Source organism: Cobetia sp. 4B (genome assembly GCF_018831605.1).
Classification (GTDB): Bacteria; Pseudomonadota; Gammaproteobacteria; order Pseudomonadales; family Halomonadaceae; genus Cobetia; species Cobetia amphilecti.
Window position 1 is genome coordinate 2,663,783 of the sequence record NZ_CP059843.1, and the last position, 16,944, is coordinate 2,680,726.

Annotated in this window: 4 protein-coding genes; all 4 read left to right on the forward strand. The window is 60.3% G+C overall.

All coding sequences use genetic code 11. The features are described 5' to 3' along the window. The first annotated feature begins 311 nt into the window (after nucleotides 1-311). The 4 genes from H2O77_RS11070 to H2O77_RS11085 all read left to right on the forward strand — a co-directional run bounded on the left by H2O77_RS11070 (nucleotide 312) and on the right by H2O77_RS11085 (nucleotide 16,902). Nucleotides 312-11,939, forward strand: coding sequence for an Ig-like domain-containing protein (locus tag H2O77_RS11070; protein WP_215823056.1), 11,628 nt, complete (start codon nucleotides 312-314; stop codon nucleotides 11,937-11,939). A 204-nt stretch (nucleotides 11,940-12,143) separates the two neighbouring features. Continuing rightward, entirely contained in the window at nucleotides 12,144-13,466 is a 1,323-nt protein-coding gene (locus tag H2O77_RS11075) for a TolC family protein (RefSeq protein ID WP_215823057.1), read from the forward strand. After that, the gene (locus H2O77_RS11080) at nucleotides 13,463-15,718 is read left to right on the forward strand and encodes a type I secretion system permease/ATPase (protein ID WP_215823058.1); all 2,256 of its coding nucleotides are present in this window, start codon (nucleotides 13,463-13,465) and stop codon (nucleotides 15,716-15,718) included. Before H2O77_RS11075 ends, H2O77_RS11080 begins: the two co-directional genes overlap by 4 nt. Next, nucleotides 15,715-16,902, forward strand: a complete 1,188-nt coding sequence (locus H2O77_RS11085) for an HlyD family efflux transporter periplasmic adaptor subunit (protein ID WP_215823059.1) — start codon at nucleotides 15,715-15,717, stop codon at nucleotides 16,900-16,902. The genes H2O77_RS11080 and H2O77_RS11085 overlap by 4 nt, the downstream gene beginning before the upstream one ends. Nucleotides 16,903-16,944: the final 42 nt, after the last annotated feature.

Genomic DNA, 16,944 nt, shown 5'->3' on the forward strand with positions numbered 1-16,944 from the left:
ATGAGCGAAGGAATATCGACATCACCTCACAAAAACCAACAGACACTCAAATATACATTCAAGAAACATAAAGCTCTTATAAATACTCAATGTTACCGTTTTATACAGCATTGAAACATCAAGGACATGAACACTCTAAAAATCATAACTCCCATAAACTATTAGTAAACGATGGTGACTATCTCTCCCTAGAAATTGTGGAAGCAACAAGCATCAATCAAGCAAAAGCCCTGTAGTACTGACCCAGATCAATATTTATGATTCGTCCACAAGAGGGGATCTGAAAGAAAAAAATCAATGAAGCACTACCCATGCCAGTCAATGCGAAGGTTGCAAACCATAGTGGACTTGGGCTGCAAGATACCGTTCTTCAGCAGATAACCGAGGTCCACCTCAACGAAGCATCAGACATCTCACTGGACATCACGCCACAAGATATCGCGAGTCTTTCTCGCTCCGGTGATGATCTGGTTTTGACGCTGCAGAATGGTGAAGTAATCACCCTGGATGGCTTCTATATTGATCCGCAGGAACAAAGCCACCTGTACTTAGAAGGTGATGAGTTTGCGGGCGATATCTATCGCATTGACATGGCAAGCACTTCGCCGGGCAACGTTCCCTATGAAGCAATCCCCGTCGAAAACACTATCGAGTCCGCTGTGTTGGGAGCCCCCTTCAGTGCGGCGGGCACTACCTTAGCGGCACTGGGTGTCATCGGGGCCACCGGTTTGATGCTAGGGGGCGTGAACTCGGGCGGTGGAGATGACGAGGACTCAAACACGTCAGTCTCCCCCGAGGCTCCGATCATCAGCTCAGTCGCTGACAATGTTGAACCTAGCACCGGCGAGCTCGAATCCGGAGCCGATACCAACGACACGACTCCGACACTGACAGGCACTGCCGGCGCCGGTAGCTCTGTTGCAATCTATGACAGCGACACCCTACTTGATACCGTCGAGGCTGATGGCGAGGGTAACTGGTCTCTGGAATTGACCACCCCATTGTCCGAAGGGGAACACAGCTTGACGGCAGTGGCGACAGACCCCGCGGGCAATATAAGTGATGCTTCCGACGCATTCATTATCACTATCGACACCCTGCCCCCTGACGCTCCCGAGCTGGAAAATTCTGACGGCACCACCCTTTCCGGCACCGGCGAACCTGGCTCAGCCATCACGGTCATCAACAACGAGGGTGAAATTGTCGGTGAGACGACGGTAGATGATGATGGAAACTTCACTCTCGACCTATCGCCGGAACAAGAAGACGGAGCCGAGCTAACGGCTACTGCGACAGATGGAGCAGGTAATGAAAGTGAGTCATCTGCCCCAATAACAGTAGATGCAGCTGCTCCTGAAGCCCCGCTCATAACTGCGGTGAACGACAATGCCGAACCAGTCACAGGCGAGCTGAGTTCTGGTGATAGCACTAACGACCAGACGCCGACCCTGATGGGTACCGCTGAAGCAGGCAGCTCGGTCGCTGTCTATGACGGCGATACCCTACTCAAGACTGTTGAAGCCGATGCCGAGGGCAATTGGAGTCTGGAGCTGAGCGAGCCTTTGGCTGAGGGTGAACACAACTTATCCGCCATTGCGACCGACGCCTCAGGAAATGTCAGCGATCCATCTGATGCTTTCGTAATAACCATCGATGTCACGGCACCGGAAGCTCCGGTACTTGAAGAGACCGATGGCACGACCCTCGCCGGCACCGGTGAGCCGGGCGCCACTATCGAAATCACTGACGGCAATGGGAATCCGGTCGCCACGACCGAAGTGGGCGAGGATGGCACCTTCTCTATCGAACTCGACCCGAAGCCGGAAGACGGCACCGAACTGACCGCCACCGCGACTGACCCGGCAGGCAACGCCAGTGGTCCGTCCAACCCGGTCATCGTCGATACCGCCACTGACACCACCCCGCCGGCGGCAGGCGAGAACAGCATCGCCTTCGGCGATGGTGGCGATAGCTTCCTGAATGCTGATGAGATCGGCAACGTCACCCTGTCCGGCACCATCGAGGAGGGCCTCGACAGCGGCAACGTCCAGCTGGTGATCACCGACGGCGAAGGTGGCTCCGTCACCGTCGACACCGCCGATATCACTGTCGATGGCACCACCCTGACGGTTGCCGGCCAGGATCTCTCCGGCCTGGCCGAGGGCGAACTGACTGCAACATTGACCGTCACTGACAACAGCGATAATGCGGCTGACTTCACTGCTGACAGCATCAAGGACACCACTGCGCCGCAAGCGCCGGTACTCGAAGAGACCGATGGCACAACCCTCGCCGGTACCGGCGAGCCGGGTGCAACCGTCGACATTACCGACGGCGACGGCAATATCGTCGCTAGCATCGAAGTGGGCGATGACGGCAACTTCGCAATCACTCTCGACCCGGCGCTGGAAGACGGTACCGAACTGACCGCCACCGCGACTGATCCGGCCGGCAACACCAGTGGTCCGTCCAATCCGGTCATCGTCGATACTGCCACTGACACCACCCCGCCGGCGGCAGGCGAGAACAGCATCACCTTCGGCGATGGCGGCGATGGCTTCCTGAATGCCGACGAGATCGGCAACGTCACCCTGTCCGGCACCATCGAAGACGGCCTGGACAGCAGCAACGTCCAGCTGATCATCACTGACGGCGAAGGAGGCTCCGTCACCGTCGACACCGCCGATATCACTGTTGATGGCACCACCCTGACGGTCGCTGGCCAGGACCTGTCCGAGCTCGCCGAGGGTGAACTGACCGCCACCCTGACCGTCACTGATGACAGCAACAACGCGAATGACTTCACTGCTGACAGCGTCAAGGACACCACTGCGCTAGAAGTGCCGGTACTCGAAGAGACCGATGGCACGACCCTCGCCGGTACCGGTGAGCCGGGTGCAACCGTCGACATTACCGACGGCGACGGCAATATCGTCGCTAGCATCGAAGTGGGCGATGAAGGCAACTTCGAAATCACTCTCGACCCGGCGCTGGAAGACGGTACCCAACTGACCGCCACCGCGACCGACCCGGCAGGTAACGCCAGTGGTCCGTCCAATCCGGTCATCGTCGATACCGCCACTGACACCACCCCGCCGGCCGAAGGCGAGAACAGCATCGCCTTCAGCGATGGTGGCGATGGCTTCCTGAATGCCGACGAGATCGGCAACGTCACCCTGTCCGGCACCATCGAAGACGGCCTAGACAGCAGCAGCGTCCAGCTGGTTATCACTGACGGCGCAGGTGGCTCCGTCACCGTCGACAGCGCCGATATCACTATCGATGGCACCACCCTGACGGTTGCCGGCCAGGATCTCTCCGGCCTGGCCGAGGGCGAGCTGACTGCAACATTGACCGTCACTGACAACAGCGATAATGCGGCTGACTTCACTGCTGACAGCATCAAGGACACCACTGCGCCAGAAGCGCCGGTACTCGAAGAGACCGATGGCACGACCCTCGCCGGCACCGGTGAGCCGGGTGCGACCGTCGACATTACCGACGGCAATGGCAATCCGGTCGCCACGACCGAAGTCGAAGAGGATGGCACCTTCTCTATCGAACTCGACCCGATGCCGGAAGACGGCACCGAACTGACTGCCACCGCGACTGATCCGGCCGGCAACACCAGTGGCCCGTCCAACCCCGTCATCGTCGATACCGCCACTGACACCACCCCGCCGGCGGCAGGCGAGAACAGCATTGCCTTCGGCGATGGTGGCGACGGCTTCCTGAATGCCGACGAAATCGGCAACGTCACCCTGACCGGCACCATCGAGGAAGGCCTGGACAGCAGCAACGTCCAGCTGATCATCACTGACGGTGCCGGTGGCTTCGTCACCGTCGACACCGCCGATATCACTGTCGATGGCACCACCCTGACGGTTGCCGGCCAGGATCTCTCCGGCCTGGCCGAGGGCGAGCTGACTGCAACATTGACCGTCACTGACAACAGCGATAATGCGGCTGACTTCACTGCTGACAGCGTCAAAGACACCGTCACCGACACGCCGACCCTGAACGACACCGATGGCACGACCCTCGCCGGCACCGGTGAGCCGGGCGCCACTATCGAAATCACTGACGGCAATGGCAATCCGGTCGCCACGACCGAAGTCGAAGAGGATGGCACCTTCTCTATCGAACTCGACCCGATGCCGGAAGACGGCACCGAACTGACTGCCACCGCGACTGATCCGGCAGGCAACACCAGTGGTCCGTCCAATCCGGTCATCGTCGATACCGCCACTGACACCACCCCGCCGGCGGCAGGCGACAACAGCATTGCCTTTGGCGACGGTGATGATGGCTTCCTGAATGCTGATGAGATCGGCAACGTCACCCTGTCTGGCACCATCGAAGACGGCCTGGACAGCAGCAACGTCCAGCTGATCATCACTGACGGTGCCGGTGGCTCCGTCACCGTCGACACCGCCGAGATCACTATCGATGGCACCACCCTGACGGTTGCCGGCCAGGATCTGTCCGGTCTGGCCGAGGGCGAGCTGACTGCAACATTGACCGTCACTGACAACAGCGATAATGCGGCTGAATTCACGGCTGACAGCGTCAAAGACACCGTCACCGACACGCCGACCCTGAACGACACCGACGGCACCACCCTCTCAGGTACCGGTGAGCCGGGTGCAACCATCGAGATCACCGATGGCAATGGCAATCCGGTCGCCACGACCGAAGTCGAAGAGGATGGCACCTTCTCTATCGAACTCGACCCGATGCCGGAAGACGGCACCGAACTGACTGCCACCGCGACTGATCCGGCCGGCAACACCAGTGGTCCGTCCAACCCGGTCACCGTCGATACCGCCACTGACACCACCCCGCCGGCGGCAGGCGAGAACAGCATCGCCTTCGGCGATGGTGGCGACGGCTTCCTGAATGCTGATGAGATCGGCAACGTCACCCTGTCTGGCACCATCGAGGACGGCCTCGACAGCGGCAACGTCCAGCTGGTCATCACCGACGGTGCCGGTGGCTCCGTCACCGTCGACACCGCCGATATCACTGTCGATGGCACCACCCTGACGGTCGCTGGCCAGGACCTGTCCGAGCTGGCCGAAGGCGAGCTGACCGCGACGCTGACCGTCTCTGACAACGCCGGCAACGCTGCCCAGTTCGACGATGTCGCAACCAAGGACACCATTGCCCCGGATGCTCCCGTACTCGAGGCCACTGATGGCAGTGAACTGACAGGTACCGGGGAACCGAACACCACTGTCACCATCACTGATGGCAACGGAAATGTCATCGGCTCTGCAGACATCGATGAGGAAGGTAACTTCACTGCCCCGCTGCACCCTGCCCAGGAAGATGGCGCGGATCTAACCGCGACTGTGACAGATGATGCGGGCAATACCAGCGGGCCGGCCACGGCCACCGTGGATGCCACTGCTCCGGTCGCTGCCGACAACAGCATTGCTTTCGGCGATGGTGACGACGGCTTCCTGAATGCCGACGAAATCGGCAACGTCACTCTGTCCGGTACCATCGAGGACGGCCTAGACAGCGGCAACATCCAGCTGGTCATCACCGACGGCGCAGGTGGCTCCGTCACCGTCGACACCGCCGATATCACTGTCGATGGCACCACCCTGACGGTCGCTGGCCAAGATCTGTCCGAGCTGGCCGAAGGCGAGCTGACCGCGACGCTGACCGTCACTGACAACGCCGGCAACGCTGCCCAGTTCGACGATGTCGCGACCAAGGACACCATTGCCCCGGCTGCTCCCGTACTCGAGGCCACTGATGGCAGTGAACTGACAGGTACCGGGGAACCGAACACCACTGTCACCATCACTGATGACAACGGAAATGTCATCGGCTCTGCAGACGTCGATGAGGAAGGTAACTTCACTGCCCCGCTAAACCCTGTCCAGGAAGATGGCGCGGATCTGACCGCGACTGCGACCGATCCGGCAGGCAACACCAGTGGTCCGACCACGGCAACCGTGGATGCCACCTCACCGGGCGGCGAAGACGGCACCGATGCGCCAGTCCTCACCATCGATGAAGCCGCCGATGGCGTGACCGCTGCCGAACTGGCCGATGGCCTGCAGACCAGCGTCACCCTCACTAACGGCACAGAAGAAGGTGACACCGTCACCGTGACCCTGAACGACGGCAACGGCGGCACCATCACCGGTGAAGCCACCGTCACGGCCCAGGACATCACCGACGGCAGCATTGCGGTCGGCGTCACCGATGCCATCGCCGATGGCAGCTACACCGCCACTGCCGTGATCACTGACGCACTGGGCAACAGCTCTGCCGAGTCCAACGCGATTGACGTCAATGTCGATGCCACCTCACCGGGCGGCGAAGACGGCACCGATGCGCCAGTCCTCACCATCGATGAAGCCGCCGATGGCGTGACCGCTGCCGAACTGGCCGATGGCCTGCAGACCAGCGTCACCCTCACTAACGGCACAGAAGAAGGTGACACCGTCACCGTGACCCTCGACGACGGCAACGGCGGCACCATCACCGGTGAAGCCATTGTCACGGCCCAGGACATCACCAACGACAGCATTGCGGTCAAAGTCACCGATGCCATCGCCGATGGCAGCTATACCGCCACTGCCGTGATCACTGACGCTCTGGGCAACAGCTCTGCCGAGTCCAACGCAATTGCCGTCAATGTCGATGCCACCGCTCCCGACGCTCCTATACTAGAGCTCGTCAACGATTCGAATGTAGACGGAGATCGTGTCACCAACGAGGGTGAAGTCCTGGTATCTGGCTTGGAAGCTGGCGCTACTTGGGAATACAGCGTTAATGGCGGGACAGACTGGCAGGCAGGCACTGGAAACAGCTTTGTCCTTGGCGAAGGTGTTTACGCCACAGGCGACGTCCAGGCCCGCCAAATTGATGTCGCTGGAAACACCAGCGAGACGGGGAATCTGGAGGGCCTTACGGTCGACACCACTTCTCCGGTAACTCCTACCCTCAGTCTGACCACTGATACCAATATTGATGGCGACAACATCACAAGCATTGGAGAGGTTACAGTCGATGGCCTTGAAGAGGCCGCCACATGGGAGTACTCAATCGATGGTGGCAACACTTGGGAAACCGGTATAGGTGCAACGTTCGATCTGGATCAAGGCATCTACAACGACGATTCCATTCAAGTCCGCCAGAGTGACCTAGCGGGGAATACGAGCGATATCGTAGCTTTGAATGCCGAAATCGATGTCCTTGCCCCCACCACCACAGTCACAATCGATGCCATCAGCGACGATACCGGTACCGCTGGCGACTTCATCACCAGTGACAATGATGGTCTGACTATCACTGCCACCCTGGATGCGGCATTGGCCGAGGGCGAGACCCTGCAGTACAGCACCGACGGAGTTACTTGGGTCGACATCACCACCAGCGTCAATGGTACGAACATCAGCTATGTCGATACCGCTCTCACAGAATCTTCCACCGTACAGCTCAAAGTCCAAGATACTGCTGGTAACGATGGCGCCCGGGCAGAGCGGCCTATCGTCATTGATACTGTAGCCCCCACCACAACAGTCACCATAGATGCCATCAGTGTCGATACTGGTCTGCCTGACGACTTCATTACCAGTGACAACAACGGCCTGACACTAACGGGCACATTGGATGCTCCATTGGAAGATGGTGAAGCTTTACTCTACAGCGTCGATGGTGGTGTCACTTGGGTTGATATCACTTCCAGTGTCAGTGGCTCAGCCATCAACCATGACGATGCGACCCTTACAGAGTCTGCTACTGTGCAGCTCAAAGTGCGAGACACCGCAGGTAACGACGGTCCTGTAGCTGAAAAAGCCATTATCATTGACACCATAGCTCCCGACACTACGGTCACAATCGATAGCATTAGTCTGGACAGCGGAATACCAGACGACTTCATCACCAATGACAATGACGGGCTGACCATCACGGCCACCCTGGCTGCGCCGTTGGCCGCAGATGAGACCCTGCAGTACAGCACCGATGGCACCACTTGGATCGATGTCCCCGCAGCCAGCGTGACCGGCACTGCGGTCAGCTACGACAGCGGCCTCACCGAGTCCGCCACCGTGCAGCTCCGTGTGCAGGACGCCGCCGGCAACACTGGCCCGGAGACCTCGCAGGATGTCGTGATCGATACGACCACACCGACCACCACCGTCACCATCGACGCCATCAGTGAAGACACCGGCACCGCGGGTGACTTCATTACCAGCGACAATGACGGGCTGACCATCACGGCCACCCTGGCTGCGCCGCTGGCCGCAGATGAGACTCTGCAGTACAGCACCGATGGCACCACTTGGATTGATGTCCCCGCAGCCAGCGTAATCGGCACTGCGGTCAGCTACGACAGCGGCCTCACCGAGTCCGCCACCGTTCAGCTCCGTGTGCAGGACGCCGCCGGCAACATTGGCCCGGCGACCTCGCAGGATGTCGTTATCGATGCGACCGCGCCGTCAGCGGCGGATAACTCCATCGATTTCGTGGATGGTGGAGACGAAACGCTGAGTCTTGATGAGATCACCAGCGTTCAGCTGACAGGGGCAGTGGAAGATGGCATCGATAGCAACGATGTCGTGATTACCATCACCGATAGCGAGAGTGGCTCCATTAGCGTCGATGTGGCGGATATCACGATCACGGATGGCATCCTCAGCACCACTGGGCAAGACCTTTCCGGTCTGGCCGAAGGGGAGCTGACCGTGACCATGAATGTCACTGATGAAGCCGGCAATAGCACCGACTTCATTGACACCAGCACCAAGGACACCGTTGCAACGCTCAGCACGGGCAGCACCGCTGTTACAGAGGATGCGCTCGGCACTAGCGCCCCTGCAGCCGAACCAGCCTTGATGGCCTTCAGCTTTGCAAGCTTCGCTGCACTCCCTGCCTCTGACAATGATGCTACGGTTGACGACACTGTCTCCACGGGCCAGCTGACCTATACGAATGTGTCAGATACCGCCTCCTTTGCTCTCGAAGTACCGACTGATGCAACCCTGACTCAAGACGGTGCCGAGCTTGACTGGGTCTTGAGCGAGGATGGCAAGACGCTACAGGCAGTAAACAATGCTGGTGATATCGCTGCTACTGTCTTGCAGATCAGCATCGATGATAGGGGTAGTTACACAACAGAGCTATTCTCCGAGCTGGATCACACTCTTCAGGGAGCCGATAGCCTGAACTTCTCCGTTGGTGTGGTATTGACCGATGGCGAAGAAGTGATTGACAGCAGTATCAGCGTCAAAGTTATCGACGATACTCCGGAGCTTTCGACGTCCTTCCTGCATCACGATGTCACTGCCGCTGGCAACGCTGTAGGGGACAACTTGCTTGGTGTTGCTGGTTTTGGGGCAGATGGTGGCTATATCAGCAGTATCACTTTCGATGGAGTGACTTTCTCCATCGAACAAGATGCTTTGACCCAAGGTTTCAATGTCACCACTTCAGGCGCATCAGAGCTTCTTGATCTTTCGACGCCCGTTTCCGTCACAAATGATGGAATGACCCTGACAACTCTGTTGGGGGAAACCTTCACTATCGACTTGGTAACGGGTGCCTATACCTATGATTATGACGGTGATCTCGCCATTGTTGATGATGGCAACACGGCGCCGACACCCGCTATCAACCAGTCCGGTGGACTGCTGGGAATCATCAACCTTGATGCGCTTGGCTTGATCGATATTTCCGAGCAGCAGATCTTCACGGTGTCAGACCCCGATAACGACCTGACCTCTGTCTCTCTCGAATACACCGCAGTGCTGAGCCTTACTGGTTTTGAGTGGGCTTACAACGAAGAGCTTGCCACCGAACTGGGACTCCAAGTCACGCCGACCTTTGATCCAGGCTTCCTGGGCATTGGTGATGTTGCAGGTCTCACCATCACACCACTTGAAGGCAGCACCATGGATGCCCAAGCGGTCAATGAGCTCTTGGCAACCGTTTTCCTGCCGGACTCCGTACTGGGACTTAACTTGGTGCCGACCGTGACGCTGTCCGCCACTGATAGTGAAGGCACTGTTGATACCAGTGCCACCGACTTACTGGATCTGTCACTACTGACTGCCGGTGGTTCAGGGGCCAATGTATTGACCGGTACTGACAATGCTGACTTAACCACGCTCACAGCTCCGGCTGATACCAGCACGCGTCTGTACGGGTACGATGGCGATGACACCATCACGGGTAGCAATCAAGCCGACATTCTGCGCGGGGGAGCTGACAACGACTCGATGAATGGTGGCGCCGGCAGCGATCTGATGATCGGTGGCACCGGCAACGACACCATGACCGGTGGTGCCGGCATCGATATCTTCCGCTGGGAGGACGGTCATGAGGGGGCGGTTGGCGCTCCGGCTACAGACCTCATCACTGACTTTGACCCCAGTGGGCTCACTACTGGCTCTTCTGGGGATATCATTGACCTGCGGACTCTGCTACAGGGCGAAGGCTATGTAACGGCCGAGATCAGCAACCTGTCCCGCTACCTGAATTTTGCTGAGCAAGGGGGCGACACGGTGCTGTCCATCAGCACCACCGGCGACTTTACGGGTGAAACAACCGATAGTGATCTGGTTGACCAAATCATCACCTTCGAAGGGACGTCTCTTTTCCAAGGAGATGAAGATAGTGCGGACTTGATCGCGCGCTTGATCTCGGAAGGTAAGCTGCTGGTTGATGAAGCGACTTCTACCACGGTCCTGGAGGACATTACTCGCGAAGTTGACCTCACCTACACAGACGGTGATGGTGATTCGGTTCAAGGCAAGCTGGAATTCTCTGGTGATGCACCATCGATTACGGATACTTCCAACTCAGCTCCGACCATTGTGGGAGCAAGCCAGCAACTTCTCGGCCTGGTCGGTCTCGATGCGCTCGGTCTTGTTGACCTTTCACAGAATGCACTCTTCGTGGCTGACGCCGATGGCAATCTGCAAAGTGTCACCATTGCCTTCTCACCCTTGCTGAATGTCGACCTCAGCAGTCTGCTTGGTGCGCCGGAGCTGACGGTCAACACTGCGCTTGCAGAGGAATTCGGTCTATCGGTGGAGACCACCAGCAGTGCGGGATTGCTGGGACTTCTGGCGCCTTCGGCATCTGTCACCATTTCAGCAGCTGAAGGTGAGACGATCGACAACCTGCAGATCAATGAGCTGTTGAGCACGCTCGATTTCAATCAAAGCGATCTTCTCAGCCTGAGCCTCCTCGACTATCTGACAGTCAGCGCCACGGATGATGATGGAGCCACCACATCCCTGTCACTTAGCTCACTTCTGGATGCGAATGTCCTGGATAGTGGAGAGGGGAGCTCTGTCTTCATCGATGAGACTGGTGCTGATGTTCTTGATGCCAGCGCAGCGGGTATCAATGTCAGCCTCTACGGTCTGGAGGGGGATGACGCTCTGACAGGCGGCTCTGGCAATGATCTCCTCCGCGGAGGTGAGGGTAACGATACCTTGACCGGTGGCGCGGGCAATGACTTGCTGTTTGGCGAAGCTGGCGACAATACCTTTGATGGCGGGTTGGGTGACGACACCATCGTGACCTCCACGCTTGATTTCTCCATCGATGGTGGCCTTGGCGAAGACACGGTGCAGTTCGACGGTACCGGTGAAAGTATCGACCTGAGTAGCCTGCTGGACACGAATACTGGCACCAGCGAGATGCTTAATATCGAAGTTCTGGATATCAGCGAAAGTAGTGAAACGGGTTCGACCCTGACACTCGATACTGACGCCGTGTTAAACCTGACAGATGACAATGACACCTTGCGTATTGAAGGCGACAGCAACGATTCCGTCCAAGCGGATGGTGCGGAAATGACGGGGCAGGAAGTGATCAACGGTGCCACCTATGACACCTATGCACTAGGCTCCGCCACTCTTTACATCGATCAGGATGTGACGGTCACCACCAACAACGCCTAAGCAAGAAAAGGACAAAACAGCCACCCGATAACGGGTGGCTGTTTTGTGTGTCTGTATACAAGACGTTGAGCGTTATTCATCACGTCAGGACGACGGGATGACAGCAACAAGTCAACGGGACCAGGAGGCACGATGTCCCCATTATTCCGCTTTCTACTCTTATGTGAGTGGAAGCGACTGCGCCAACCTTCTCATCCCCCGAGGTTGACCGTTACCGCTCTGATCGGTCTGACGCTATCACTCCCGGCCACTGCCCAGACGAATCGCGATCTCGCCGCCGTGCTGAGCGATGTGCTTGCCCATGACCCTCGCATCGAGGCCGCTCGGGCCAATGTGCGTGCCGCGGGTACGGAAATCGAGATCGCCGAGGATGGCTATTGGCCGCGCCTGGAGAGCAGTGTCGGTACCGAGGACAATTTCACCGAAGGCGGCTACCGGCTCACGCTGAGCCAGATGCTGTACGACTGGGGCCAGGTGGAGGCCGAGGTCGAGCAGCGCAAGGCAGAGCGGAACGTCGAGCGTGACACCCTGGATCAGACCCGCATGGAAATCGCCCAGGAGGCGATCACCGCCTATATCGATCTGGGCGCCAATCGCGCCATGATGCGCCGCGTGCGCGATTACATCGAGAAGCTCGAAAGCCTCGAGCGTCTGGCCAATGACCGCACCTTCTCGGGCTATGGGGATCGGGTCGAGCTGGACCGGGCTGCCGTTGATCTGGCCAGTGCCCGCGAGTGGCTGGCACGTCTGCAGGGCGATGCCGACACTGCCCGTCAGGAGCTCGAGATACTCAGCGGTCGCTCCTTCAGGGATGTTGCCCTGAGCGCCCCGCCGCCGCTGCCGATCGTGGCGGATCTGGCCCGCGACCCCGCCACCACCGATGCCGCCATCACCAACGCGCCGGCCTATCGCAGTCATGTCAGTCAGCAGAATGCCGCGCGCCACGCCCTGAGCCTGAGCGAGGCCGAGCGCTGGCCGGAGTTGCGTCTGGAGGCGACCAGCTCACGCTATGAGTCGAACGACGACATGGTCAGCGACTCCAGCATCGGTCTGCGCATCGAGGCCCCGGTGTTCCAGAGTCTGACGCCGTTGCGCCAGCCCGAAGCGGACCGCGCACGCCTGACCGCCGCCCAGTTCGAGACTGCCTCCACCGCCCGCGAGCTACGCCGCCAGATAAAGCGTCTGTCAGCCAGTCAGCCCGCGGTCGAGGCGCGCATCAAGGCGCTGGATCAGCAGGCGCGCAGTGGCGAACGACTGCGCAGCAGCTATCGCGACCAGTTCATCACCGGCTCGCGCAATATCGAGGATCTGCTGACCATCGAGAGCGAGATCTTCGCCGCACGGCGCCAGATGATCGAGCTCAACACCCAGCTGCTCACCGATCAATATGACCTGGCGACCCAGCTGGGTGCCCTGCCGCTGGTCTCCTCGCCCTATCGGGCTGAAGCCGCTGCCACCCCGCCAGAGACGGCGCGCACCTCGCTGCCCCACTCTCATCACCATGCCAGCCAGGGAGTCAGCCCATGAGCGCCCCACAGACCACCGCCTCCTCGGCCACGGCGACATCGCAACCCGACCCATTGCTGGAGAGCGTTCGCCAGTTGCTGCGTCTGCAGGGCCACGGCATCGATCTCGAGCGCCTGCGACACGGCATGCCACTCACCAAGGGTGAGCTGGCGCCGCAGGATCTGGAGCAGGCCCTGTCGCGCCAGGGCATCGCCGCGCGCCTGAGTCAGGCGCCGCTCAGCGAGATTCCCGAAAGCCTGATGCCCTGTGTCGTGCTGCTGGAAGACGGCAGCAGTCGCGTGCTGCTGTCCCATGAGGCCTCGCATCGGTGGCCTGACAAGTCGAGCAGTGAATCGAGCAGCGACACCCAGGTAGACGATGACTTGGACACCACCCCCAGCGGCCCCGGCTACAAGCTGCTCGATCCCCTGTCCGGTGGCGCCTACTGGCTGACACAGGCCGAACTGGCTGCCGCCTACGCCGGCATTGCGTTGTTTGCGCATGGCGAGATCTCGCTGGAGCGCGCGGAAGGCTACAGCCAGACCCAGAAGGGGCACTGGCTGACCTCACGGCTCAAGTCGCATTGGCGCGTCTTCGCCGAGGTCGCGCTGTCCTCCTCGCTTGCCGCCCTGCTGGCCGTGGCCACGGCCCTGTTCGCGATGCAGGTCTATGACCGCGTGGTGCCGACCGGCGCCGTCGATACGCTGTGGGCGCTGGGCATCGGCGTGATGCTCGCCATCGGGCTGGAAGCGCTGTTACGCGCATTACGGGCGCAGCTGATCGAGAACTCGGGCAAGAAGATCGACCTCGAACTCAACGATCACATCTTCCGCCACGCCGTGCAGATGCGCCTGGCCGCCAAGCCGCGCTCGACCGGGGCGATGGCCAGCCAGATTCGTGACTTCGATGCCATTCGCGAGTTCTTCACCGCCTCGACCCTCGGCGCCTGTGGGGATCTACCCTTCGCGCTGCTGTTCCTGGGCCTGATCGCCCTGCTGGGTGGCCCGGTGGTCTGGGTGCCGGTGGCGGCGATCGTGTTGATGCTGATTCCCGTGCTGCTGGCGCAACCGTGGCTGTCACGCCTGTCGCGTGAAGGCATGCGCGAATCGGCGGTCAAGAATGGCGTGCTGCTCGAGACCCTCGACAACCTCGAGAACCTCAAGGCCTGTCGCGCCGAGGGCCATGCCAGCCGTCAGTGGCAGCGCCTGACCTCCGAGCAGACACACCGCGGCGTCACCTTCCGCCACGCCGTCGCCTGGCTGACCAGCTGGGGCACCGGCATGCAGCAGCTGGCCTATGTCGGCGTCATCATCGCCGGGGTCTACCTGATCATGGCCGGCGAGTTGAGTGTCGGTGCCCTGATCGCCTGTTCGATTCTCTCGTCGCGCGCCATCGGCCCGACCCTGCAGATCAGTGCGTTGCTGAGTCGCTGGCAGCACGTCAAGGTCGCCAAGGAAGGGTTGGATGCACTGATGGAGACTGACATCGAGCGTCCCAGCGATCGTCGCTTCGCGCGCCTCGCCCAGGCACGCGGGCACTACCAGGCCGAGAATCTGCACTGGCGCTACGACGAGGAGGCCCCGGAAGCCTTGGCACTGGACCGCCTGAGCATCGCACCCGGTGAGCACCTCGCCCTGCTGGGAGGCAACGGCGCCGGCAAGAGCACCCTGCTGCGTCTACTGGCCGGCTACTTCACGCCCACCAGTGGCGAGCTGACCCTCGACAACCTCGCCCTGAGTCAGATCGACCCTGCCGACCGCCAGCGCGCCATCGGCTATCTGCCGCAGGACATCAGTCTGTTCAGCGGCACGCTGCGCGACAACCTGTGCATCGACGGGCGGGATGTCAGCGACATGCGCCTGCTGGAGGTCATCGAGATGACCGGACTGGGCGACTTCGTACGCCGCCACCCGCTGGGGCTGGACATGATGCTGCATGATCGCCACAGCCTGTCCGGTGGCCAGCGTCAGAGCCTCGGCCTTGCCCGCCTGGTCCTGCAGGACCCCGCCGTCGTGCTGCTGGATGAGCCCACCGCCTCGCTGGATCAGGCCACCGAGCAACACGTCATCAAGACCTTCGGCCCCTGGCTTGCCGGCCGCACCCTCGTGCTGGCCACACACCGCAAGTCACTGCTCGGCTGGGTCGAACGCGCCCTGGTGCTGCGCCACGGCAAGCGCGTCATGGACGGCCCGCTGGATCAGATCATGGCCAGACAATCGGCCGGCAAGACACCGGCCACCTCCGCATCCCGTCAGCGCCAGGAGGCCTCATGAGCCAGCGTTTCGATCCCGAACTCATCAAACGCGAGCTGGGCGCGCCGGACCAGAAGCTGGAAAGCCACTGGTCGCGTCCGCTGCTGTGGGCCAGCTTCCTGGTCATCGCACTGTTCATCGCCTGGGCCAGCTGGGCCGAGGTCAATGAGGTGGCGCGTGGCGAAGCCAAGGTCATCCCCTCCTCGCGCCAGCAGACCATCCAGAGTCTCGAGGGCGGTATCCTCGACGAGATGATGGTCAGCGAGGGCGAGATCGTCGAGGCCGGTCAGCTGCTGGCTGCCATCGACGAGACCCGCTTCCGCTCCGCTTACATGGAGTCACTGAGTCAGGCGCAGGCGCTGCGCGCCACCATCGCCCGTCTGGAGGCCGAGGTGCTGGACAAGTCGAGCATCGAGTTCCCCGAGGAAGTGCGTGACAACGAGGCACTGACCGCCACCGAGCGTGAACTGTTCACAGCTCGGCGCAAGAAGCGTGACAGCGCCCTGAATGCGGTCAGCAAGGAAATCAGTGCCGCTCAGCGTCAGCTCGCGGTGATCCGTCCGCTGGTCAAGCGGCGCGCCGTGGGCGAGATGGAGATGCTCAGGCTGGATCGCGAGATCGCCGAGCTCAACGGTCGTCAGGCCGAGATCCGCAACACCTATCTGCAGGATGCCTACGCCGAGCTTGCCGACAAGAAGTCCGAGCTGGCCGCCCTTGAGGAAACCAGCGTGCAGCGGCGTGATCAGCTGGACCGTACCCGGCTGCTCTCGCCGGTGCGCGGGGTGGTCAACAACATCGCCATCACCACGCGCGGTGGGGTGATTCCGCCCGGCGAGGAGATCATGCAGATCACCCCGCTGGAGGACACCCTGGTGTTCGAGACGCGCATTCGCCCGCAGGATGTCGCCTTCATCGCCCCGGACATGCCGGCGACGATCCGCATCAGCGCCTACGACTATGCGGTCTACGGCACGCTGGAGGGCAAGGTGGAGCGCATCAGCTCGGACACCCTGGAGGAAGAAACGCCACGCGGTGAGGAAAGCTACTATCGCGTGCTGGTCAGCAGCGACACCGCGGCGCTTGATCACAACGGCGAGACGCTGCCGATCAAGCCGGGCATGGTCGCCACGGTCGACATCGAGACCGGCGAGCGCAGCGTGCTCTCCTACCTGCTGAGGCCCTTCACTCGCCTTGAGTTGCGCTAACCTATTGCCAGAAAAGCAGAAAATCACATAGCCGCAGAATGA